This window comes from Mesorhizobium sp. M0077 (genome assembly GCF_040322955.1).
Taxonomy (GTDB): Bacteria; Pseudomonadota; Alphaproteobacteria; order Rhizobiales; family Rhizobiaceae; genus Mesorhizobium.
The window spans coordinates 391,204-412,264 of sequence record NZ_JAMYUL010000003.1; the positions used below are offsets into that span (position 1 = coordinate 391,204).

Here is a 21,061-nt window from a genome sequence, read left to right on the forward strand (position 1 = left end):
CTGTATAGCAACGAGGATTGCTGAAAGAGTGCCCTGACTGCGTCTGCTTATTGACAGCTCCAACCCAGGCGAGCAAGTAGCTGGAAGGCCACGAGGGAATCGACGATGAAACTGCTTCTACTGGCTGGTGTGTCGACAACGGCATTGGTGCTTGGTTGGAGTTCGGCCTACGCCGCCGACGCGATTGTCGACGTTCCGAGGGCGGAGGATCTCTGGTACGTCACGCTCTTCGGCGGCGCCAGTTTCCCGAACCATGTGAAAACGGACTACAATGGTACTGGCTATTCAGTCGATCTTGATAGCGGGTTCGTAATCGGCGGCGCTGTCGGTCGGCGCATCAACGATGTGTTTCGTGTCGAAGGCGAACTGTCCTACGCGCGCTACAAGGCAAGCGAATACAGCTACACGGGCGTCGGCAACTATCCGGCTTCCGGCAATCTGTCGGCCACCTATCTTCTCGCCAACGTCTGGGCCGATGTTGCGCATTTTGGTGATGCCAAACTCTATGTCGGCGGCGGTGTCGGCGCGGCCTATGTTACCGCCGATACTCACTTTGATGGCCACGCCTTTGGATACGGGCCTGGCGGCTGGGGTTTCGCCGGCCAGGTGGGCGCCGGTGTTACCTACGCGGTAACGCAGAATGTCGACCTCGATTTCGGTTACCGCTTTAAGGCCGTGACAAGCGTGGATCTAGACGACAATGATGGCGGCGGCACATACGAGAACGCCAAATTGTACTCCCACAATCTCCAGCTTGGCGTAACCCTGAAGTTCTGATTGGTTCGTCGCAGGCCGCGACCGGGATTTGACGGATGCCGCTCTTGCCACGCCGGCAACCCCTGGGCCTGCCGGTAATGATCCCAGCCTCGCTGCCGACCGCCGGTGAGCCGGCGGAAAAGACATTGCAGCGCGGCATCGACCTGCAACGGCGCAAGCGTTTTCGCGAGGCCGAGTTCTGCTACCAGACGGTGCTTCGCACGCAGCCCAAAAATGCCATGGCGCTGAACCTGATGGGCACGCTCGCCATCGAGGCCGAGCATCATGACGCCGCCATTGCCTATATGGAAAGGGCGGTCAAGCTCGAACCGGACAACGCCATCTTCCGCAACAATCTCGGCAATGCCTACAATGTCACCGGCAACGTCGACAAGGCGCGCAGACATCTGAGAAAGGCGATCGAGCTCGACGGAGGGCTCATCGAAGCGCTGTGCAATCTCGGCCGCTCCTACCGCAGCCAGCTCGAGGGCGACATTGCCGAAGGGTTCTATCGCCAGGCGCTGGCTATCGACGGCCAGTCGGTGATGGCACTTGCCGGTATGGGCGATTTGCTCACCGACATTGGCCGGCCGGCCGAGGCGGTCGAATGCTTCAGCAAGGCCCTTGCCATCGACCCGGGCCATGTCGAGGCGCTGGCTGGAATGGCGCTTGCGCGCCGGGCGGTCAAGGACGATCCGACGTTGCCTTTGGTGCTGAAACGCCTGGAATTGCCGACAACCACCGATCGCGAGCGGGTAGTGCTGCACCACGCCGCCGGCAAGATGCTCAACGATCAGCGCGAGTATAGCCCGGCCATCCGCCATTTCGCGAGGGCCAAGGCGATTTCCGGCAATGATTTCGACATCGACCGGCACACCCAGCTTTACGACAGCTTCATCGACACTTTCGACGCCGGCTTCTTCGAGGCGCGAGCCAATTTGGGAAATCCATCCAGACGCCCGGTCTTCATCGTCGGCATGCCACGGTCGGGAACGACGCTGACCGAGCAGATATGCGCCAGTCATCGCGATATCCATGGCGCCGGGGAGTTGTCGACCATTCGTTCACTTGCCGGCGAACTTGGGTTCGACAAGCTCGACCCAGCCATTTTCACCAAGGCCATGGCGGCGCTCACTGCAGCCAAGGCCAAGGAGCTTGGATCGAAATATCTCGACGATCTCAAAAAGCGCAACAACACGGTGCGGCTTGTCGTCGACAAGATGCCGCATAATTTCGAGCTGCTGGCCTTCATCAGCCTGATCTTGCCGAATGCCCGCATCATCCATTGCCGGCGTGACCCGATGGACAATTGCGCGTCCTGTTTCATGCATAATTTTTCCGAGGCGCACGGCTATAATGCCGATCTGACCAAGCTTGGGCAGTATTACCGGCAGTATGACCGCCTGATGCGCCATTGGGCCAAGGTCATCCCGCTGGATATCCACGACATGCCCTACGAAGAAACGGTCGCCGATTTCGAAAATCGCGCCCGCGGATTGATCGGATTCCTCGGCATCGAGTGGGACGATGCCTGCCTGCGTTTCAACGAGACCGAGCGCACAGTGCGGACGCCGAGCCGCTGGCAGGTGCGCCAGCCGATCTATTCATCCTCGGTCGAGCGCTGGAAGCTGTATGGCGACGCGCTGGATCCGCTGAAGGCGGCGCTGGGTCCGGTTTATCAGTCCTGATTTCAGTTGGCCCGAACAACCTCGCGCTCGACGCGCGCTGGCGTAGATTAGACCTGAGTTGCATCGTGCTTTGGGGCCAAATGAAAGCCGAATGCTTTCATGACCGCCAGTGTGGTTTCCAGCGTAGGATTACCGTTTTCGCTGAGCGAGGTATAAAGATGCTCGCGAGCCAAGCCGGTCTTTCTGGCAATGTTGCTCATCCCCTTGGCGCGGGCAACGACACCGAGGGCGGACGCGACGAATTTGGCGTCTCCGGTTTCCATTGCCTCTGCCAGAAACGCCTCGATTGCCGTATCGGAATCGAGCATTTCGGCGGGATCGAAATCATAGATTTTTTCAACCATTGTCGTCACTCCATTCTACGGCCAGGCGCTTTGCTGTCCGTATGTCGGTTTCTTGTGAACTTTTATCCCCGCCGCACAGGAGCAGGATGACCGTTTCACCGCGCTTGTGAAAATAAACGCGATAGCCGGGCCCATAGTGAATGCGCAATTCACTGATGCATTCACCCACTGGGGCCACGTCGCCGGGATTTCCTACAATCAAACGTGCAGCCGAACGGCAATTGCCGCCTTGGCTCTTCCGTCTTTCAGCTTTTGGTGCCACCTCCGAAAGGTGGCTGTCTGCTTCAGGATTGCCATGAGGACTAGTAAGTTATAAATTACAATTCGTCAATGTCGAAATAGGGCGAGCCTCCAAAACGAAAAGCCTCACCCCATCCGCCCACGCGCTTCCACCTTCAGCGTTTCCAGCACCTTGTCACCGTCGATCAGATGCACCTGGTCGAACAGGTTGGTCACGACGCAGCAATGATCAGGCACCACGCGCACGCGCTCGCCAATGCGAAGCTTCGCACCATTTCCAAGCGTGACCGTGCCATGTTCCTCGCTCAAGCTGGCGACGCGGGCGCCGGGCATGCCGAGCAGCTCGCCAAAATCGGCGAGCCCCAGCGTGTCGCTGGACAGCGCCTTGCTGCCGCTGTCCAGGATGGCGCGGGCCGGCGTCGGATGGCTGACCACGGTGGCGAGCACCGTCAGCGCACAATCGTCGAGCGTGCCGACGCCTTTGGCGACCTGGTAGCGGTCGAGGTAGATGTAGGTGCCGGGGCGGTATTCGGTCACCACGCTGTCCTCGCCCGAGCGCCACATGTCAGGCGTGCCGCCGCTGGAGATGCGTTCACAGGCGAGACCCGAGGCCGCGAGCGTTTGTTTGGCGCCGGCCAGCCACGATTCAGCCTCGGCGGCGCGGCCGGCCGCGGGGTAGGTCATCAGCCCGCCGAAGGTGAGCCCCTTGGCTTGGTCGATCAACTTCGCCATTGCCAGCGCCTCGGCGGCGCTTTGCACACCACAACGGCCCATGCCGGTGTCGCATTCGACCAGGACGGGCAGGGGGTGCCCTGCATCGGTGAAGGTGGCGGCGAGCCCCTCCAGCGTTTCGAGGCTGTCGGCCGTCACTGACAGTGTCACACGGCCATGCAGGGCCTTGAGCCGCTCCAGCTTGGCGCGGCCAAGGATGTTGTAGGGCAGGAAAATATCGGTCAGCCCGGCATCGGCCATCACCTCGGCTTCGCCGATCTTCTGGCAGGTGATGCCGACCGCGCCGGCCGCCACCTGCTTCTTCGCCCAATAAGGCAGCTTGTGCGTCTTGATGTGCGGCCTGAGTTTCAGCCCGTGGCGGTCGGCATGCGCCTGCGCTCGTGCGATGTTGGCTTCGGCGCGGGCTGCGTCGATGAGGATCGCCGGCGTGTCGAGGTCGTCTATGCCTTGCATGAAATATCACCCTGGGAAATCTGGCTGACTTATGGCCCCGATCCGCACGGATGTCATGGGGCCAGCACGCAGTTTGCGTCGACACCGCAGCGCTGTTCGGCTATGCGCTTCAGATAACTCCAGGGAACGCGACGCGAAGGGATCACGATCATGAAACGCTCCACCGTCAACGACATCATCCGCGATGCAGACGCCTTCATCCGCTCGTTCGGCTACATCATGCCGCCCTTCGCCTACTGGAGCCCGGAAGAGATGAAGGAGCGCAAGGCCGACTCCGCCGCCATTTTCACCTCGCGGCTCGGTTGGGACATCACCGATTACGGCCAGGAAAAATTCGACGAACTCGGCCTGTTCCTGTTCACCGTTCGCAACGGCGTCTATGCCGACATGAAGAAGGGCATGGGCATGCTTTATGCCGAGAAGATCATGATCTCGCGCAAAGATCAGCTGTCGCCGATGCACCGCCACAACATCAAGGCCGAGGACATCATCAACCGCGGCGGCGGCAAGCTCGTGCTGGAACTGTTCATGCACGATCGCGACGGCGGCATCGATCCGAAGGCCGAAGTGACGGTGCCGGTCGACGGCACCATCCACAGGTTGCCGGCAGGCGGGCTCCTGAAGCTCGACCCGGGCCAGAGCGTGACGCTGCTGCCCGGCGTCTGGCACGCCTTCTGGGCCGAGGGCAAGGATGTGCTGATCGGTGAGGTCTCGACCGTCAATGACGATCTCACCGACAACGTCTTCCGCGAGCCGATCGGCCGCTTCTCCAACATCGACGAGGATGTCGCGCCGGTGCACCTGCTGGTGTCCGACTATGAGAAGTGGGTGGGGTAGGCGAGGGCCTAATCGCCCCAATTCAGCTGCTGAAAGAACGTCCAGATGCTGATCGTGCTGTCATCCCGATCGCTCGTGCTGTGCAGCGTCAGGACAATATCCACCGTGGGCGGCGCCTTGCTCAAGACTGTGATCAGGCGCGCGCTGCCGTCAGGCACGATACCTATGCCTGACGTCATTTCCCAATTTCCATCGGCTTGCTGAAGTCGGGAAGAAGAATCTCCGAATTGCTTCCTCATCGATGCATCGTTTAGAAACGGTTCGTCGGTGAGTTCTGCAAATTCCTTCCAGGATCCGGAGACTGCCGCCTGAATGGCGCGTTCTATTCTGGCTTTTTCCGCTTCGCTAACTTGAGCCGGCATCCCGAACTCCGATCTACAGCTGATACTTATCTGCCTTGCGGGTGCCGAGCAAAAGCTTCCGCTCAAGCTGTGCCCGCAGATCGCCGTAATAGGCGGTGAGGAAGGCCCTGGAATCGACCGGCTCGATCGTCATGCCGATCTTGCGTCCGATCGTTTCGGCCACGGCTTTCAGCGCGAAATAGTCGTCGCGGCGCAGCACTTCCTCCAGCTTGTGCAGTTCGGCGATGCCATAGGCATCGAGCTGCGCCTGGGTGAAGCGGAATGCGCGGGTGGTGGTGTCCTGGCGTTGCGACAGGTCTTCGACCAGCGCCAGTTTCGGCGCCTCGACAACCCACGTTCCGGCCAAAAGGTCGCCGATGCGCATGCGGTCGCGGTTGAACAGCGGGAAGAGCGCAAACAGCAGCGTCCACACCAGTCCGAAGATCGTCGTCAGCGTGTCGGCGAGCCCCATCTCGCTGCGGCCGAGGATGATCGACAGCGGCAGGAAGATCTCGATCTCGCGCATCAGGTTGCGGGCAATGACCTGATCGACTGACAGGCCGGCGCCGCTGCGCGACGCCACCCGGATGCCGAGCATCCGTTTGCCGGGCGTGGCGGCGCGGCGGCCGGCTTCGAAGACGATGAAATAGGCGTTGCGCAGGAAGAAGATCAGGATGATCCAGACGATGAACAGCGGCTGCGCGCCTTCGCCTTTGAGGCCGGCCAGCCCGAACAGTGCAACGATCGAGATCACGATCGCCGTGACGATGATGATGACAAAGTCGAGCAGGAAGGCGGCGGCGCGGGTGCCGGCATCGGCGAGCTTGATCCGGAGATCGACCCCTTCCGGCGTGATCAGCGGCCGTATCGTCGAGACGGCAGCGCGCCTAGCGGTCGCCATGCCGCACCACCCTGAACACATAGAAATAGCAAAGCCACAGCGTCAGCATGACGCCGCCAATGGCATAGCGTGTCACGTCGCTGGTGATCACCTGCCTGCCGATGCCTTCGAGCAGGCCGGCAAACAAAAGCATGATCGTCACCCCGACCATGGTGGTGGCGGCCACGCGCCCGGCATCGGCAGCAGCCGTCATCCGCGTCAGTTCGCCGGGGAAGGCGATGCGCGTGCCGATGCGCATGCCGGCGGCGCCCGCCAAGGCGATCGCGAACATCTCGGTGGTGCCATGGATGGACAGCCATCCGCCCAGCTCCAGCCCAAGCCCCTTGGCGACGTAGATCTGGAACATCGCGCCAAGCAGGCAGCCATTCATCAGGATCAAGAGCACGCTCGGCACCGCGAAGGCAAAGCCCAGCGCGAAGGCCAGGATCGCCACCTGGACATTGTGCGTGAACAGATAGGCGGCGAAGCCCGACAGGAAATTGCTGTCGGCGCCGTCATAAAGCACCTGTCGCAGGACTTCGACTGAGGCGTCCGGGTTGCGCCCGCCGGCCAGGCTCGGCGGAATGATGGCGTCGAACCAGCCCTTGTCTTTGGCCACCAGCCAGTAGCCGGCGCCGGCGCCGACAAAGGTCAGGACGACCGACAGCAAGGTCTCGCGCCACAAATCGCGAATGGCATGCGGCCAGTCATGCAGGAAGAAGTCGCCGATGCGCTGCCGCAAGCCGCGACGTGCGCCATAGAGGTAGAAGTAGCCGCGCAGGCAAAGCGCTTCGAGATAGCTGACCAGCGCATTGTCGAGCGACGTCGCCCGCGCCACCGAAAGCGAGGACAGCGCCGAGCGGTAGAGCAGCGGCAGCGACAGCAGTTCGTCTTCCGATAGCGTGCGTGGCGCACGTTTCTCGACCCGGGCAAGCAGCGCCTCGAACGCCTTCCAGTCGGCCTCGCGCTCCGAACGGAAGCTCGCCAGCGACTGGCGCACCGCATCCTTGCCGACCAGCGCGTTCACAACAGATCCTCTCGCTTGAGCTCGAGATAGCGCTCGACCAGCGCCGGCCCGAGCCTCTGATGGTCGGCTTCGATGACATGCGCGCCGAGCAGCCTGAGCCTGCCGATGACGACCTGCCTTTCGCGCAGCAGCCCGCCGGCGACGACGGAGCGCGCCACATCCTCCGGTGCGTCCGGCGGCATGTCGGCCAGTGTCTCCAGTTCGACATCCTTCATCATCATGAACAGCACCAGATGCCGTTCGGTGAGCCGGCCGACGGTGCGCAGCATCAGTTCGGCGCTGATCGGATCGACGAAGTCGGTGAAGATGATCACCAGCGAACGCCGGTCGAGCCGCGCCGCCAGCGTCGTCAGCGCCAGGGTGAAATTGGTCTCTTCGGTGGAATAGTCGATTTCCGCCGCCCGCTTCTGGATCATGGCGAAGCTGGCGGAGCCGCGCACGGCGCCGCTGGAAACGCGCGGCCGCGCGTCGAAGCCGAACAGCGAGACCATGTCACCGCCCTTCAGTGCGATGAACGCCGACAGCAAGGCGGCGGTGACGGCACGGTCCACCTTCGGCACGCCGTCGACGGGCTCGCACATCAGCCGGCCGCTATCGATGGCCAGCACGATGTTGTTGTTCTCCTCGATGCGGAACTCGCGCGCCAGAAGCCTGCCGTGGCGGGCGCTGCGCTTCCAGTCGATCATCCGCCGGCCCATGCCGGGCTGGTAGTCCTTCAGCGCCTCGAACTCGCGGCCCTGGCCGGCGCGGCGTTGCGCATGGCCGTCGGGCAGCGACTGGCGCTGTAGAAGCGTGATTGCCTCGTCGCGGGCGCTGCGGATATCGGGCAGTATCGCGACCTTGTTGTCCATTGGCAGTACGACCTGGTTCCAGACCAAGCCGAACGGCCCGGGCCAGCGCACCCACAAGCGGTCGAACCTGGCAATGCCGCGCCGCAGCGCCTGAAAATTGAGATCGAGCGATGCGCTGCCGGCCTCGGCGGTCCATGCGCCGCCGGTGCCGCCCAGCGGGGCCAGCCGCTCGTCATGGCCGAGGCGCGCCTGCACCGCGCGCGACCGTCCCCTGAGCCCGGCGGTGACATGGACGGTGAACTTGCCGCCGACGCTGACTTGCGGCGGGGCATGGATGCTGGCATCCAGGGAAGCGCGTCCGCGCCCGGCGGCCGCGTCCACGGCCAGGAAAGCAAGCAGCACGCAGATCCACAACAGGCCGAGATACCACAGCGACGGCAGCGCGAGCGCGATCAGGAAGGCCGGTATTGCACATGCCGCACCTGCCCAGACTAACCGGCCGCTCGGATAGATCAACGTGGCGCTTCCGTCTGGTCGACCAAGTCGGTGACGATCTGCTCGACCAGGCGGCCGTCGATCTGCGCCGCCGGCGACAGGATCACGCGATGGCGCAGCGCCGGCACCGCAAGCGCCTTGACGTCGTCGGGGATGACATAGGCGCGCCCGTCGAGCGCTGCCCGGGCGCGTGCGGCTCTCGCCAGCATGGCGCCCGCACGCGGGCTGGCACCGACTTCCAGATCGGGGCTGGCGCGCGTGGCCCGCACCAGCCTTGCGATATAGTCCACGACGTCGTCGACAAGCGTGACCTCGCCGACGGTCGCCAACGCCTTTTCCAGCGTCTTGCGGTCGGCCTGGGCGGTGATGCCGTATTGCTTGATATCGTGCGAGGCGGTGCCGCCGCCATGGTGGATGATGATCGCCTTTTCCTCTTGCGCGCCGGGGTAGCTCACCCGGTGCTTGAACAGGAAACGGTCGAGCTGGGCCTCGGGCAGGGGATAGACGCCCTGATGCTCGATCGGGTTCTGCGTCGCCACCACCATGAAATTCTGGCCGAGCGCATGGGTGGTGCCGTCGAAGGTGACGGCATGTTCCTGCATCGCCTCCAAAAGGGCGGCCTGGGTCTTGGGCGGCGTGCGGTTGATTTCGTCGGCGAGCAAAAGGTCGCAGAAGATCGGGCCGCGCGTCAGCGTGAATTGCCCGGTCTGGAAATTGTAGATGTTGGAACCGACGATATCGCCGGGCATCAGGTCGGGCGTGAACTGGATACGGCCATAGGCGACCCCCAGCGCCTGGGCAAAGCAGCGCGCCGTCATCGTCTTGGCCGTGCCCGGCGGTCCTTCGAGCAATATATGCCCGCCGGCGAACAATGCCGTCAGCATCAGATCGACCGTATCGTGTTGCCCGGTGATGGCCTTGGCCACCTCTTCCCTGATCTGTGTCGCCAGGGCCTTCACATCATCGACGTTCACCGAGCCTCCTTGCCGTCCAGTCGTGCAGCTTTTCGGCTGCATCATGCATTTGTGTCAGGGTCTTTGCCGCGTTCGCAGCTTGCAGGCGGGTCGTGAAACCGCCGGCTTCGTCCTTGTCGCGGGAATCGAGCCAGCGGTCGAGCGCTTCGCCCTGCAAACCGTGCGGCGCGCCGAGCAGCGCGCCGGCGCGCACGCGTGCCAGTGCTCCATAGCGGTCGCCCAGTTCCTCCAGCCGGCCAGCGCGGCGCAACAGCATCGCCGTGGTATCGACCAGCGCGCGCTTGCCGAAGGCGATGGCGCGCTGATCGGCCCGCGGCGGCCCGAACCGGCCAAGGCCATGCAGGAAGGCAAGTGCCGCCGCCGCCAGGATGGTCAGCGTCAGCGCCAGGAAGGGCGGCTCGACCAGAAGCTTGGCGAGATCGTATTTTCGCCCGACGCCATGCAGCGTCAGGTCGAACATGACGGCACCCTTTTCGGGCTGGAGGAGCTCGATCAGCTTGAGCGCCGCCGCCGCCTTGTCGGGATATTTCAAGCCAGCGTTATTGATGAGATCGGGGTCCGTCAGAATGTAGAACCGCTCGTCTTCGATCTCGGTCAGCACGGCCTTGCCGTTGCCGGCGGCAATCAGCGGGTGTTCGTCGGCCACCCATTGCAACTGGTCGGGAACGCTGACCACTTGCCCTGAGACGTCGAGTTGCTTGACCGTGGTCTCACCTTCGCCGAGCTTGGCCTTGGCGATGCGGCCGAGCCAGTCGTTGACCACCACATCCGGCAGTCGCTGGATCTTCATCTCCCAGCCCTCATGCTGGAACAGCGGCAAGGTCGCCCATTTGGGCAGAACGAACAGCGTATCCAGGCCCTTTCGAAGCTTGATGATGTTGGCAAGCGCATCCGGGTCGCTGTCGGGTGAAATGGTGACGATCAGCAGCATTTCGGTCTCGAGATCGCTGTCGGACCGCGCCATGTCGGGCGCTTCGCCGGTCAGCTTCAGCCATTGCGCCAGACCGGCATAGCCGATGCCGCTCTTCGACAGCGGGGTTGCGCCACCGACGCTCGGCTGGCGAAAGTCGGGCGCATAGGTGGACAACAGGAAGAAGCCTGCGGCCGCGAGCAGGCTGGCGAAAATGCCCCAGAACAGCGTCCTGCGGCTGAACGGCTCCTGCTGGGCGATGTCGGCTGTCGCGTCACTCACGTCCAGGCATCCCTGAAGACGAATCGCTCATAGGCGCTGCGCGCCTCCTGCCAGCCCTCGGGCCCGACCGGCCGGCGCGCGAACAACGCCGCCTCGACGATGCGCGCGATCTGGGTAAAGGCGCCACGCGCCCGCGTTGGCAGCGACGCCGCTCCCGCGATATCGCGCGCGGTCAGCGACGGGCGCAGGAAGTCGGGCAGGCGGCCGGCAATGTCGGCAACGCTGCGGCGCAGCAGGAGATGCACCGCCTCGTCATACTCGCCCCGGGCGGCCAGCGCATCGGCTTCCGACAGCAGGACCTGCGCGGCGCCAACGTCGGGGTGCCATGTCGCTTCCGCCTCGGTCACGCTCTTTTGGCGCCACCAGGGCAGGCGCCAGGCGACGCCTTTCACCTCAAGGAAAATCAGCAGCAGAATGATTGCGGCACCTGTGATCACGGCCCCCCAGAACAGATAGATCATGTAAGGGCCGAGCTGTGCCAGGAATTCGACCAGCGGCTTTAGCCACTCAGGCGTCTTGGGCTGTACGTAGGCCGGCAGGTCGAACTGGATCGAATCGTCCGACAGCAACTGCTTGTGCAGTTTGGCCAGCCATTCGGCTTGCGCAGCGTCCGGCTGTGCAGCAGTCACCTTTTCGCCCCCATGCAACCTGCGGTTCGCGGGCCGACACTGGCAATACGCCAAGGCAATTGCAAGCGGCGGCAACCGCAAGTATCAATATCGGTGATTTATACTTTCTGATTTGGGGTATCCATTAGTCGGGGGGAATGTAACATGACGTCAATCGCGAGCGAGCGGCCGGAACGGTTCAGCGTCGGCAGGGCTTTCAGCAATACGTTTTCGGTAATCGGACGCAGCTTCGTCCCACTTGCCGCCATCGTCGGCCTTTTTTCGACGCTGCCTGCGCTGCTGTACAACATCTGGAGCTTTAGACAGATTGCAAAGATAGCAGTACCTGGGGCGAGCTTCGAGCAATCGGCTATGGCGGGCTATGGTGCCGTTTCGATGATTGCCGGCCTGGTGCTCCTGATCTTGGCCTTTCTGGCGCAGGCGGCGCTGGTACGAGCGACAATCGAAGATTTGAACGGCAAGCGCCCGTCGATTGGCGATTGCATTCAGATAGCCCTGCGCAGCTTCCTCCCCACGCTCGGAATTGGTCTTGTGATCATCGTGGCAATGTTTCTGGTGGCGATGATATTAACGGTCATCACCATGGCCATCCCCATCGTCGGCGGTGTGATTGCACTTCTGTCGCTCATCCCCATAGCCATGTGGCTGATCAGCATATCGGTGGCTGTGCCCGTCGCAGTTCAGGAAAGGCCTGGCGTCTTCGCCTCGATTTCGCGAAGCAGGGCGCTGACGAAGGGAAGCCGCTGGCGGATATTCGCGCTGTTTCTGGTCCTCGGCATTGTTGCGATAGGGCTACAAGTGGTTTTCACCTTGCTGTTTCAGGCTGCTATTGCGAGCGGCGGGATCAGCACGACCGGTCTCATTGCCGCTGCCATCGGAAGCAGCCTGCTGTCGACAATCGTTTCGGCGGTGATTTCGGTGGCGATTGCCGTCACCTATGTCGAGCTGCGCCAGGTCAGGGAAGGCACCAGCGTCGACGAACTGGCGGAGATCTTCTCGTAACGAAGGTTTTGGCCCGAGAACAGCCAGTCATGTTGGCGCGATTGGCCGGGATCTAGCTCGGGCCGGAAGGGGTAATCGTGGCATCGACGGCGTCGGCGCGGCTTGAGAAGTTCCAGATCGGCAGGGTTTTCAACAACACCTTCGCCGTGATCGACCGCAATCCCGGTCTGATGATTGCTTTGGCGGCGCTTTTCCTGGTCCTCCCAGCAGTTGCGCTCAATCTGTCGACCACTGGAATGGCGGCCCCAACGGCTACATCGCCGCACCTCCACTCGGCGCGAAGTGGGTCATTATGAGCAGCTCGTTCTTATCGCTCGTTTTAAGCCTGATCTATTTCGTTTGCGCGCTGTTGTTCCAGTCCTCGCTGGTGCAAGCGACGGTAGAGGACCTGAACGGCAAGCGCCCGGCGATCGGCGACTGCATCCAGATAGCCTTGCGCAGCATATTCCCGACGCTGGGGGTGGGGCTGATTGTCTTTTTGGCCATGATCCTTGGCCTCATCGTGATGGGCATCGCCGGAATGTTGGTGCCGATCTTCGGAGCGATCATTGCCTTCGTGGTGTTGCTCGTTGCCGGCATCAGGTGGCTGCTCGGCATATCGGTTTCCGTGCCGGTGCTGATGCAGGAGCGGCTTGGCATGTTTGGCGCGATGTCGCGCAGCCGTGCTCTGACAAAGGGCAGCCGCTGGCCGATGTTCGGTGTCTTTCTGATCCTGTGTTTGGCGGCGCTTGCCTTCCAGATGATGTTTGCCTTGCTGATCGGCCTGATTTTCGCTTTCTTCAGCGGCCTCTCGACGGTCGCCCTGATTTTCGGCGCTATCGGAAGCGTCCTTATCGCGACGGTCGTGTCCACGGTGGCATCGGTGGCCATTGCGGTCGCCTATGTTGAACTGCGCCAGGTTAGGGAAGGCACCAGCGTAGACGAACTGGCGGAGATTTTCTCTTAGAAGGCGAAGCCAACTCGGCTGGTCGGGCGGCGGGGATTTCAGTGACAACAGCTTGGCCCCGCCTCCGCGCTCGTCCGACACAGGCACGACGAGGTGATCGCCACATCCCGCGCGAGCTGGACATGGTCGAAGCAGCGTTTGGCCGCACGGTCTGCCTCGTCCTTGCCGTGCTCGTTCCAGGTGAGGTTGTAAAAAGGCCCGGCGGCAGAGGCGATGCCCCAATGCACGAAGGCGCAATCAGGATCTGTCTCCAGCGCCTTCTCGAAGCACTTTATGCCTTCCTCATGGTTGAAGCCGTAGCACCAGTTCAGCCCGATATCGAACCAGCGCTGCGTCTCGGCCGAGGCGGTGGAGATTGGACGGCGATAGGTGCCGAGGTCGAAGTGGTCCATGCGTTCTCGTGCAAAATATCGCGGCCAAAGTGTATCAGGCCTTGAACTCAATCTTGGGGTGCTGACCTAGGTAAAGTGCGAAGCAATCTGTTCGACAGGGTCCTTGTCTGGGCGCACCAAAAGCCAGAAGATCAGCCCTGTAGCGCCACCGAGTATCCCTATGAAGGAGCATGCATAGAGAACTCCGCCGATTCCCAATGGAGGACTCCACTTACTGAGGCCGAAGACAAACGCTGGAACAAAAACTGCCAGAAAGCCAACGACGACGTATACCCAAAAAAACTGCCAGCGCCGTCGGGTCAGGACATAGAAGGCCGGAATTCCTACCACCGCCTCCACAACATAGAAAACAAGGGTTACGAAGATGAAGCCCGACAACGGCCCCGTCTCAGGGTGGTTCGCATGCCAATTGTAGCCGGGCAGGATCGCCGGAATAATGGGTGCAAGAATGAAAGCCCAACGGGCGCGCATGTGTATTCTCCGGAATGACGCGAGCCCACAGCGGCGCCTCGTCGACACACCAGACCGATCCACGGTCGCCGCGTCAAGACAGACACCGTCGTAAATGCTCGGAGTGCGCTGCAGGTATCTACCTGAGCGACATACCGCTCAGGTGCCAGCCGGTATGCGGCGTCCCCGAAGGATCACCCCTCCAGCCACACCTTCTCAAAATGCTGTTCCAGCGACTGGTGCTGTTCGCAGCCTTGCACGCCCTTGCGGTAGGTGCGGTAGACCGAGCGCCAGTAGGGCTGGATGATGATGCCGGCATCGCGCAGATTCTGCTCGATCTTGGCCATGATCTCCTTGCGCTGGGCAGCATCCGGCGTTGCCAGCGCCTTGTCGAGGAGTTCGTCGAACTCTTTGTTGGCGTAAGCGCTTTCGTTCCAGGCGGCGCCCGATTTATAGGCGAGCGCCAGCACCTGGACGCCGAGCGGGCGGCCCAGCCATTCGGTGGTGGAGAAGGGGTATTTGCTCCAGTCGTTCCAGAAGGTCGCCGCCGGCAGCACGGTGCGCTTGATCTTCAGGCCGGCCTCGCGCATCTGCGCGGCGATCGCATCGCCGGTGCTTTTTTGCCATTCGACATCGACCGAGATGAGCTCGAATTCGTGGTCGGCCTTGCCGGCCTCGGCGAGCAGTTTCTTCGCCTGATCCATATCTCGCTTGGCCGGACCGATATCGGCGTACTCCGGATGCATCGGACCGACATGGTGGTTGTCGGCGGGCTTGCCGCGGCCGCCGAGGCCGAGCGCCAGCACGGCGGAATTGTCGACGGCAAGCTGGGCGGCGCGGCGCACCTTGACGTCGTCATAGGGTGCGTTGCCGACATTGAAACGGGCAACGATGGTCGATCCGGTGGCGATCTCGGAATTCAGCAAGCCCATCTGCTCGGTCTGCGACACGGCGTCGGACGCGGTTTCGTGGTCGGTGTCGATCTCACCGGATTCGAACGCCGACAGCATGGCGTTGGGGTCGGAGCCGTAATCGACCCATTTGATGCCATCGAGATGGAAGTCGCCTTTCCACCAGGGCTTGTCCTTGCGCTTCACCTCAGCACTTGTCTCGTCATTCCAGCTGACCAGTTCGCAGGGTCCGGTGGTGATCGCCAGCGCCTTCATCGGATCGTCGCCGCCCTCATAGGAGCGGTGCATGATCAAAGCCGGATAGTCGGCCATACCGGCGATCAGGGAAATGTCGGGCTTCGGCAGATTGAGTTTGACGGTGAAGTCGTCGACCTTCTCGATGCCGCCGTCGACCGGTTTCTTGGTGTCGGCATTGATCAGCGCACCCATGCGCGCGGCGACCGAGTTGCCGGCGACGGAAGCATCGCACCAGCGGGTGAGATTGTGGATGACGTCGTCGGCGTTGAAGGTGTCGCCATTCGACCAGGCGATGCCCTTGCGCACATGCAGCGTCAGCGTCTTGGCGTCGTCGCTGGTTTCCCAGCTTTCGAGCAGCCACGGCTCGAAGGTGAAGTCGCGGTTCCAGCGCACCAGATATTCGTTGCAGTGGCGCGCCACATTGGACATCTCGACACCGTCGAAGGTGCGCGGATCCTTGAAACCCTTGACGTTCATGGCGACGCGCAAGGTGCCGCCGCGCTTCGGCTCCTCTGCCCGGGCGGGCGACGCGCTGAGGCCGCCCAATGCCAGTGCTCCGGCCGCGCTGACGCCGAAGCCGGCCATGATGGCGAGATATTCGCGCCGGTTGACGCCGCCTTTCCTGAAATCATCGGCAACGGGCTTCGCCTGCGGGTGCAAATTGCGGTCGGTCAGCATGAATTTCATCGTTGTTCCCTCTTTTGTCGGGCGCCCCGACGGTCCGCCTCCGCTGGGGGCGGATGCGATCATCGGGCGCCGTTGCCTGAGCAGGTGATGATAAAGCGGGCCGATCCCGGGAAATGTTCTCATTTCCGCAATTCTTGTGCGCCACTCCGCAGAGGTAGACGGCCAATCTCCCCCCTTGTGGGGGAGATGTCCGGCAGGACAGAGGGGGGCGCTGTCCCGCCATCCCGTCTGCCGACTGGAGTATCTTCACAGATAATCGTTGCGTTGATTTAGGATACTGAAGGGCCGCGATCCTTCGCGCCCCCCTCTGGCCTGCCGGCTTTCGTCGTTCGGAAAGCCAAGCAATTGGCTTTCCATCCGCTACGCGGACCACTCCTCAACCCCCACGAGGGGGAGATCAGCGCTTCGCCGCCTCAATACGGCCAGTCCTTCTTGCCGAGCACGGCGACGGCGGCGATGGCTGCAAGCGTGCACACGAACGCCTCGCCGGCGCGCGGAACATTTTTGCGGGCGCGCAGAAAACTGTGCACGAGGCGGTTCTCCTCATACCACCAGGCGCGGCCGCCGGCGGCAACGACACGGTCGCGATAGGTCTCGCCGTCCGACGACAGCGGATCGCACTGGGCAGTGATGATGACAGTCGGCGGCAGGCCGGAGAAGTCGTTGTCTTTCAGCGGAGAAAAAGTCGGGTCGTCGGGCGACTGTGCCGGGGCAGCGCGAATGGTGCGGTAGAACGCGATGTCGCGCAGCGTCAGCAACGGTGCCTCGGCATGTTCGACATAGGAGCCGGCACTCTCGTCGCCGCCGAGGCCGGGATAGATCAGCACCTGGCCGGCCGCCCGGCGCAGGTGGCGGCGAGACGCGTGCGCGACCGCGGCGGCAAGGTTGCCGCCGGCGCTTTCGCCGACGAGCACGATCGGCAGGTCCGTTGTCACCGCCGCCCATTCGAACACGGTCAGCGCGTCGTCGAAGGCGGCCGGGTGGGGATGTTCCGGCGCCAACCGGTAGTCGGCCGAGACAACGTCGAAACCGGTGCCGGCGCAGATCTCGGCGCAGATGTCGTCATGGCTGTCGAGCCCGCCAAGCACAAAGCCGCCGCCATGATAGTAGACGATGACGGCGCGCAGGGGCTTGCCCGCCATCCGATAGTAGCGGATCGGGATGGCGTGCCCTGCATCGGCGGCGATGATGCCGCCGCTGGCCGAAACCCCTTTGGGATAACCCTGATGGAAGGCGCGGCACATCGCATCATAGACCGACCTTTGCTCGGCGATCGGAAGTTCGGCGATTTCTGGCGGGAACCAGTCATTGACCAGGTCGATATACTCCCACAGCGCCGGATCGAGCAGGGTGGCGTATTTCCCCCGCCTGGCGATCTTGAGCTTGTGGACCGTGCCCATCTCTCAGAGCTCGCCGTAGAGCCGTTCGGCGTTTTCAAAGGTGAAGCGCAGCGGCACCGAGCCCTCGACCCGCCATGCATCGACGGTGTCGCCCGCCATCAGCCGGCACGCGTCTATCGTGTTGGTGACGGCGCCGCCATAGAGCCGGTTGGCAAGGTTGAGGATGGCGGTCTGGTGCATGGCGGCACTGCCGCTGCCGCAGGCATCCTTGACCAGAAGCACACGAAAGCCGGATGCGACCGCGTCCTTCACGGTGGCGTCGATGCAGGCCTCGGTCCAGACGCCGGCGACGATCAGCCATTCGATGCCGCGCGCCTTGAGTTCGGTTGCGCCAGGTCCGGCGCCGAAGGCGCTGGCCTGCGTCTTGACCAGCATCGTCTCGCCGGCCGCGGGCGCCACCTCATGGCAAATCTCCGTCAGCGGATCGGTCTTGTCGGAAAAGGCAGACTTGCCGTCGGCGTCGAGCGGATGGAACGGACGCGCCTTGGCGGTATCGACGATATAGGCCCAGTGATACAGCGGCACGAAGTTGCGCCGCGCCGCCGCCTGCAGGCGCTGGACGTTGGCAAGCACCTCGCCAAAACCTTCGACCAGATAGCGCTTGTCCTGCCGATGCTCTTCCTGGAGGTCGATGAACGCCGCGGCGACCGTGCCGCGTTTGATCGAGATGGGGCTTTTCATGTGGACGGGCCTGGGTTCGCGACCGCCGCCGCCGTTCTTCTCGCAAGGGCAGCGCAAGCGATGAAGATTGGTCGGCGTCCTCCGAACTTCGTCATCCCAGGGCGAAGCAGCCGCGCAGCGGCGTCGCGGAGACCCTGGGATCCATTCCGTGACGTCGACCGTGGAGTGCAACTGTGCAGGATCTGCACACTTGCGGCGCTCTGGAGTCCATGCCGTGACATTGGCCAAGGAATGCGGCGGAGCAGAACTTGCTCCGTTGCGGCGCGGAGGAGTCCCGGCATGGATCCTAGGGTCTGCGCCGCGTCGCTGCGCTCCTTGCTTCGCCCTAGGATGACGACGGGATTGGCGTTCACGCTGGTTGCCAAGGGATGCGAAACGACCATCAAACCTGCTTCTCCAGAAACTCATCCTCGTAGGGAAAGCGCGACAGAAGCTCGGTGCCGGTGTCGGTGATCAGGATCTCGTCCTCCAGCTTGACGCCCTCGCGGCCGCCTTTCTCGCCGATATAGCTTTCCACGCTCACCACCATGCCGGGCACGACAACACCGTCGCGGCCGTAGGTTTCATAGTCCATGGCGTGCGCTATGAACGGCGTCTCGCCATGCATGCCGACGCCGTGCATCACCGAGGTATAGCGCTGGTCGACGAAGCGGTCCGGGATTTTCCACGCCTTTTCGGCGATCTCGCGAAAAGCCATGCCCGGCCTGACGATCGAAATGTTGTGCTGAACCTGGTCGTGTGCCATGCGGTAAAGCGATTTCTGATAGTCGGTCGGCTTGCCCGGCCCGCAGCGGAAGGTGCGCGAAAAATCGGAATAATAGCCATAGCAGCCGATCGTGTCCGTATCGAGCGCCAGAAGCTCGCCCGGCCGGATCTTGCGGCCGCTGGCCTCGTTGAACCAGGGATTGGTGCGCTGTCCCGAGGTGAGGAGCCTCGTCTCGATGAACTCGCCGCCCTGGCGGATCACCTCGCCATACATGATGGCGAACAGATCGTTTTCGGAGACGCCGGGCTTGATCGCCTCGCGCACGGCATAAACAGCGGCTTCCGCGCCGGCCATCGACACCTGCAGGCATTTTACTTCCTCAGGTGTCTTCACGGCTCGCACAGCCAGGATTTCGCCCTGGCAATCCCTGACGTCGCAGCCGCGCTTTTCCAGCGCCAGCGCCTGCAAATGGCTGCAGCGGTCGAGCCCGAGCTTCATCGAGCCGCCGCCGTGCTTCTTCAAAAGCTCGGCGATCTCGTCGGCGAAGGGACCGGCGGTCTCGTCGTCACGGCCCGACACCGAAGACCACACCAGCTTGGACGACCGCGCCTCGTCGATCGTGTCGAGCACCATCGAGACATGGTAGCTCTGCGGGTACTCGAACAGCACGATCGGCCCGTCGGTCGGGATGAAGAAATAGCGCGTTGAGTTGCGCAGGAAATAGCCGAACATGTTGCGCGAGCCGGTGGCGTAGCGCTGGTTGTAGGGGTCGAACAAAACGACGCCCCCATAGCCCGCCTCGCGCATCCAGCCGCGCAGTTTCGCCAGCCGCCCTTTGCGCAAGGCGTCGGCATCGATGAAGGACGGCTCGGTGTCCGACAGCCACATGCCGCCGGCGGAGTCAGCCGCGACCGGGTGGCGCATGCGGTCCTTGAAATCCACATCCACGGTGCTGTCGGGGTCGAAAACGACGATGCTCATTGGGTGCGCCTCCTGAAGGCCTGAACATAGCTACGAACCGCAGAATGTCTGTGCGAGAATCCGCAGATGTCGTGCGAAATGCCGCAGTAGAAGTCGTTCGGCAACGATCCGTCACACCCCCCTCTGGCCTGCCGGCCATCTCCCCCGCAAGGGGGGAGATTAGCAGCTTCGCTGGCCGCGTCAGCACCCCAGCGTTGGTGATTTGCGAAAACCGCCGAGCTCCCAATCTCCCCCCTTGCGGGGGAGATGCCCGGCAGGGCAGAGGGGGGTGGGCGGGAACTCGGCGTGGCCGATAAGCGTCCCTAATGCCGCCGCATCGCCTTCGGCGCGTGCCCATGCTCCTCGCGAAACGCTCGGGCAAAACTTGACATGGACGCAAAGCCGCAGGCCAGCGCCACGTCTCGCACCATCAGCGTCGAATGGGCCAAAAGGTCGGCGGCGCGCCGCAGCCGGAGGCGTCGGTAATATCCATTGGGCGAGATGCTGAGCTCGCTGCGGAAATTACGCTCCAGCTTGTCGGAGGAGACGCCGAGCCTTGCCGCCAACTCGGTCATCCCAAGCCGCTCTTCCACCGCATCCTCCATGATGGCGATGGCCGACAGCACCAGTTCGTTCTGGACGCCGGTGCGCAGGCGCAGCGGCATCAGCTTGCGGTCGACGCTCGAGCGCAAGGGGCTGTGCACGAACCATTCGGCAACGCCCGCCGCGAGCTCGCCGCCATAATCGTTGGTGATGATCTCCAGCATCATGTCGAGGCTGCCGACGCCACCGGCCGAGGTGAAGCGCTTGCGGTCGATGACGTAGAGATCTCGCCGGAGCTCGATATCCGGGAAGGCCTCGGTGAATGCCGCCTGGCTGGTCCAGTGCAAGGTGCAGGCATGGCCGTCGAGCAGGCCGGCCCTGGCGAGGAAGAAGGCGGCGTCGGCCACCGCGCCTATGTGAGCGCCGGTGCGCAGGCTCCTGCGGATCCAGGCAACCGCATCGTCCGCGACAAGCAAGTCCGCATTGCCGCCCGAGCAGACGACGATGCGGTCGACCTTCGGCGCGCCGAACGCTGAGAATCCCGGTTGTATGACAACCCCGTTGGACGCCTCGACCGTTCCCTGGTCGGCGCCGACGATCACCCAGCGGTAACAATCGCGTTTGGCCAGCACGTTGGCGGCGCGCAATGGCTCGATCACCGAACTGAACGCCATCATCGGAAAGCCGGGAAAGACCAGCACGGCGAAGGTGAGGGGACCTTCGCTCGCTGCGGGTTGCGCCCGGTCGTGTGTTTGGCTGGCACGGTC

At 62.8% G+C, this 21,061-nt stretch carries 23 protein-coding genes; 6 read left to right on the forward strand and 17 right to left on the reverse strand.

From position 1 onward, the window contains the following. Window positions 1-105 precede the first annotated feature (105 nt). Complete coding sequence (locus tag NKJ57_RS09130; RefSeq protein ID WP_352510761.1) at window positions 106-777, forward strand: outer membrane protein; 672 nt, start codon at window positions 106-108, stop codon at window positions 775-777. A gap of 35 nt (window positions 778-812) precedes the next feature. After that, a complete protein-coding gene (locus NKJ57_RS09135; RefSeq protein ID WP_352510760.1) occupies window positions 813-2,444 on the forward strand; it encodes a tetratricopeptide repeat-containing sulfotransferase family protein in 1,632 nt (543 codons plus the stop codon). Window positions 2,445-2,491: 47 nt separating this feature from the next. Here the strand turns inward: NKJ57_RS09135 and NKJ57_RS09140 are convergent, their stop codons facing one another. From NKJ57_RS09140 to NKJ57_RS09150, 3 genes are all read right to left on the reverse strand, one after another. Further along, window positions 2,492-2,788 (reverse strand): addiction module antidote protein, encoded by a 297-nt coding sequence (locus NKJ57_RS09140; protein WP_023672893.1) that lies wholly within the window; start codon window positions 2,786-2,788, stop codon window positions 2,492-2,494. After that, on the reverse strand, window positions 2,781-3,050 hold the full coding sequence (locus NKJ57_RS09145) for a type II toxin-antitoxin system RelE/ParE family toxin (protein ID WP_502904793.1): 270 nt from the start codon (window positions 3,048-3,050) through the stop codon (window positions 2,781-2,783). The genes NKJ57_RS09140 and NKJ57_RS09145 overlap by 8 nt, the downstream gene beginning before the upstream one ends. A 104-nt stretch (window positions 3,051-3,154) precedes the next feature. Beyond that, window positions 3,155-4,213: a D-TA family PLP-dependent enzyme gene (locus tag NKJ57_RS09150; RefSeq protein ID WP_352510759.1), complete on the reverse strand. Its 1,059-nt coding sequence runs from the start codon at window positions 4,211-4,213 to the stop codon at window positions 3,155-3,157. Window positions 4,214-4,363: 150 nt separating this feature from the next. Between NKJ57_RS09150 and NKJ57_RS09155 the strand changes: the two genes are divergently transcribed. Continuing rightward, a complete protein-coding gene (locus tag NKJ57_RS09155; protein ID WP_352510758.1) occupies window positions 4,364-5,050 on the forward strand; it encodes a D-lyxose/D-mannose family sugar isomerase in 687 nt (228 codons plus the stop codon). Window positions 5,051-5,058: 8 nt separating this feature from the next. Here the strand turns inward: NKJ57_RS09155 and NKJ57_RS09160 are convergent, their stop codons facing one another. From NKJ57_RS09160 to NKJ57_RS09190, 7 genes are read right to left on the reverse strand one after another with little or no spacing between them, the layout of a single operon-like run. Further along, window positions 5,059-5,412: a hypothetical protein gene (locus tag NKJ57_RS09160; protein ID WP_023724873.1), complete on the reverse strand. Its 354-nt coding sequence runs from the start codon at window positions 5,410-5,412 to the stop codon at window positions 5,059-5,061. Window positions 5,413-5,425: 13 nt separating this feature from the next. Then, complete coding sequence (locus NKJ57_RS09165; protein WP_352510757.1) at window positions 5,426-6,292, reverse strand: RDD family protein; 867 nt, start codon at window positions 6,290-6,292, stop codon at window positions 5,426-5,428. After that, window positions 6,279-7,298, reverse strand: a complete 1,020-nt coding sequence (locus NKJ57_RS09170; protein ID WP_023694395.1) for a stage II sporulation protein M — start codon at window positions 7,296-7,298, stop codon at window positions 6,279-6,281. The genes NKJ57_RS09165 and NKJ57_RS09170 overlap by 14 nt, the downstream gene beginning before the upstream one ends. Then, complete coding sequence (locus NKJ57_RS09175) at window positions 7,295-8,605, reverse strand: DUF58 domain-containing protein (RefSeq protein WP_352510756.1); 1,311 nt, start codon at window positions 8,603-8,605, stop codon at window positions 7,295-7,297. The genes NKJ57_RS09170 and NKJ57_RS09175 overlap by 4 nt, the downstream gene beginning before the upstream one ends. After that, window positions 8,602-9,558 (reverse strand): AAA family ATPase, encoded by a 957-nt coding sequence (locus NKJ57_RS09180; protein ID WP_352510755.1) that lies wholly within the window; start codon window positions 9,556-9,558, stop codon window positions 8,602-8,604. Before NKJ57_RS09180 ends, NKJ57_RS09175 begins: the two co-directional genes overlap by 4 nt. Next, window positions 9,545-10,750 carry a DUF4350 domain-containing protein gene (locus tag NKJ57_RS09185; RefSeq protein ID WP_352510754.1) on the reverse strand — a complete coding sequence of 402 codons (1,206 nt, stop codon included), beginning with the start codon at window positions 10,748-10,750 and terminating at the stop codon, window positions 9,545-9,547. Before NKJ57_RS09185 ends, NKJ57_RS09180 begins: the two co-directional genes overlap by 14 nt. After that, on the reverse strand, window positions 10,747-11,379 hold the full coding sequence (locus NKJ57_RS09190) for a DUF4129 domain-containing protein (RefSeq protein ID WP_352510753.1): 633 nt from the start codon (window positions 11,377-11,379) through the stop codon (window positions 10,747-10,749). The genes NKJ57_RS09185 and NKJ57_RS09190 overlap by 4 nt, the downstream gene beginning before the upstream one ends. Window positions 11,380-11,523: 144 nt before the next feature. Between NKJ57_RS09190 and NKJ57_RS09195 the strand changes: the two genes are divergently transcribed. The 3 genes from NKJ57_RS09195 (at window position 11,524) to NKJ57_RS09205 (ending at window position 13,327) form a co-directional block, all read left to right on the forward strand. Further along, window positions 11,524-12,381, forward strand: a complete 858-nt coding sequence (locus NKJ57_RS09195) for a hypothetical protein (protein ID WP_023672536.1) — start codon at window positions 11,524-11,526, stop codon at window positions 12,379-12,381. A gap of 77 nt (window positions 12,382-12,458) precedes the next feature. Beyond that, complete coding sequence (locus NKJ57_RS09200; protein ID WP_352510752.1) at window positions 12,459-12,677, forward strand: hypothetical protein; 219 nt, start codon at window positions 12,459-12,461, stop codon at window positions 12,675-12,677. Further along, entirely contained in the window at window positions 12,674-13,327 is a 654-nt protein-coding gene (locus NKJ57_RS09205) for a hypothetical protein (protein ID WP_352510751.1), read from the forward strand. Before NKJ57_RS09200 ends, NKJ57_RS09205 begins: the two co-directional genes overlap by 4 nt. A 38-nt stretch (window positions 13,328-13,365) precedes the next feature. On the opposite strand, the gene NKJ57_RS09210 is transcribed toward NKJ57_RS09205, so the two are convergent. From NKJ57_RS09210 to NKJ57_RS09240, 7 genes are all read right to left on the reverse strand, one after another. Continuing rightward, a complete protein-coding gene (locus NKJ57_RS09210) occupies window positions 13,366-13,719 on the reverse strand; it encodes a tetratricopeptide repeat protein (protein ID WP_488377242.1) in 354 nt (117 codons plus the stop codon). 66 nt (window positions 13,720-13,785) lie between these two features. Beyond that, the gene (locus NKJ57_RS09215; protein WP_023742726.1) at window positions 13,786-14,190 is read right to left on the reverse strand and encodes a hypothetical protein; all 405 of its coding nucleotides are present in this window, start codon (window positions 14,188-14,190) and stop codon (window positions 13,786-13,788) included. 173 nt (window positions 14,191-14,363) lie between these two features. Next, the gene (locus tag NKJ57_RS09220; RefSeq protein WP_352573683.1) at window positions 14,364-16,004 is read right to left on the reverse strand and encodes an ABC transporter substrate-binding protein; all 1,641 of its coding nucleotides are present in this window, start codon (window positions 16,002-16,004) and stop codon (window positions 14,364-14,366) included. A gap of 413 nt (window positions 16,005-16,417) precedes the next feature. Beyond that, window positions 16,418-17,404 (reverse strand): alpha/beta hydrolase, encoded by a 987-nt coding sequence (locus NKJ57_RS09225; RefSeq protein ID WP_352513329.1) that lies wholly within the window; start codon window positions 17,402-17,404, stop codon window positions 16,418-16,420. A 3-nt stretch (window positions 17,405-17,407) separates the two neighbouring features. Continuing rightward, window positions 17,408-18,085 carry an isochorismatase family protein gene (locus NKJ57_RS09230; RefSeq protein WP_023821142.1) on the reverse strand — a complete coding sequence of 226 codons (678 nt, stop codon included), beginning with the start codon at window positions 18,083-18,085 and terminating at the stop codon, window positions 17,408-17,410. Window positions 18,086-18,467: 382 nt separating this feature from the next. Beyond that, window positions 18,468-19,772: a M24 family metallopeptidase gene (locus tag NKJ57_RS09235; RefSeq protein ID WP_352513327.1), complete on the reverse strand. Its 1,305-nt coding sequence runs from the start codon at window positions 19,770-19,772 to the stop codon at window positions 18,468-18,470. A 302-nt stretch (window positions 19,773-20,074) separates the two neighbouring features. Beyond that, entirely contained in the window at window positions 20,075-20,971 is an 897-nt protein-coding gene (locus tag NKJ57_RS09240; RefSeq protein ID WP_352513339.1) for a GlxA family transcriptional regulator, read from the reverse strand. Window positions 20,972-21,061: the final 90 nt, after the last annotated feature.

Bases quoted from the DNA above. Each gene is read 5' to 3' on its own strand.
- NKJ57_RS09205 (WP_352510751.1), top strand. From the start codon at position 12,674: ATGAGCAGCTCGTTCTTATCGCTCGTTTTAAGCCTGATCTATTTCGTT.
- NKJ57_RS09160 (WP_023724873.1), bottom strand. From the start codon at position 5,412: ATGCCGGCTCAAGTTAGCGAAGCGGAAAAAGCCAGAATAGAACGCGCC.
- NKJ57_RS09195 (WP_023672536.1), top strand. From the start codon at position 11,524: ATGACGTCAATCGCGAGCGAGCGGCCGGAACGGTTCAGCGTCGGCAGG.
- NKJ57_RS09230 (WP_023821142.1), bottom strand. From the start codon at position 18,085: ATGAAAAGCCCCATCTCGATCAAACGCGGCACGGTCGCCGCGGCGTTC.
- NKJ57_RS09130 (WP_352510761.1), top strand. From the start codon at position 106: ATGAAACTGCTTCTACTGGCTGGTGTGTCGACAACGGCATTGGTGCTT.
- NKJ57_RS09150 (WP_352510759.1), bottom strand. From the start codon at position 4,213: ATGCAAGGCATAGACGACCTCGACACGCCGGCGATCCTCATCGACGCA.
- NKJ57_RS09210 (WP_488377242.1), bottom strand. From the start codon at position 13,719: ATGGACCACTTCGACCTCGGCACCTATCGCCGTCCAATCTCCACCGCC.
- NKJ57_RS09240 (WP_352513339.1), bottom strand. From the start codon at position 20,971: ATGATGGCGTTCAGTTCGGTGATCGAGCCATTGCGCGCCGCCAACGTG.
- NKJ57_RS09225 (WP_352513329.1), bottom strand. From the start codon at position 17,404: ATGGGCACGGTCCACAAGCTCAAGATCGCCAGGCGGGGGAAATACGCC.
- NKJ57_RS09140 (WP_023672893.1), bottom strand. From the start codon at position 2,788: ATGGTTGAAAAAATCTATGATTTCGATCCCGCCGAAATGCTCGATTCC.
- NKJ57_RS09135 (WP_352510760.1), top strand. From the start codon at position 813: ATGCCGCTCTTGCCACGCCGGCAACCCCTGGGCCTGCCGGTAATGATC.
- NKJ57_RS09215 (WP_023742726.1), bottom strand. From the start codon at position 14,190: ATGCGCGCCCGTTGGGCTTTCATTCTTGCACCCATTATTCCGGCGATC.
- NKJ57_RS09220 (WP_352573683.1), bottom strand. From the start codon at position 16,004: ATGAAATTCATGCTGACCGACCGCAATTTGCACCCGCAGGCGAAGCCC.
- NKJ57_RS09155 (WP_352510758.1), top strand. From the start codon at position 4,364: ATGAAACGCTCCACCGTCAACGACATCATCCGCGATGCAGACGCCTTC.
- NKJ57_RS09235 (WP_352513327.1), bottom strand. From the start codon at position 19,772: ATGAGCATCGTCGTTTTCGACCCCGACAGCACCGTGGATGTGGATTTC.
- NKJ57_RS09165 (WP_352510757.1), bottom strand. From the start codon at position 6,292: ATGGCGACCGCTAGGCGCGCTGCCGTCTCGACGATACGGCCGCTGATC.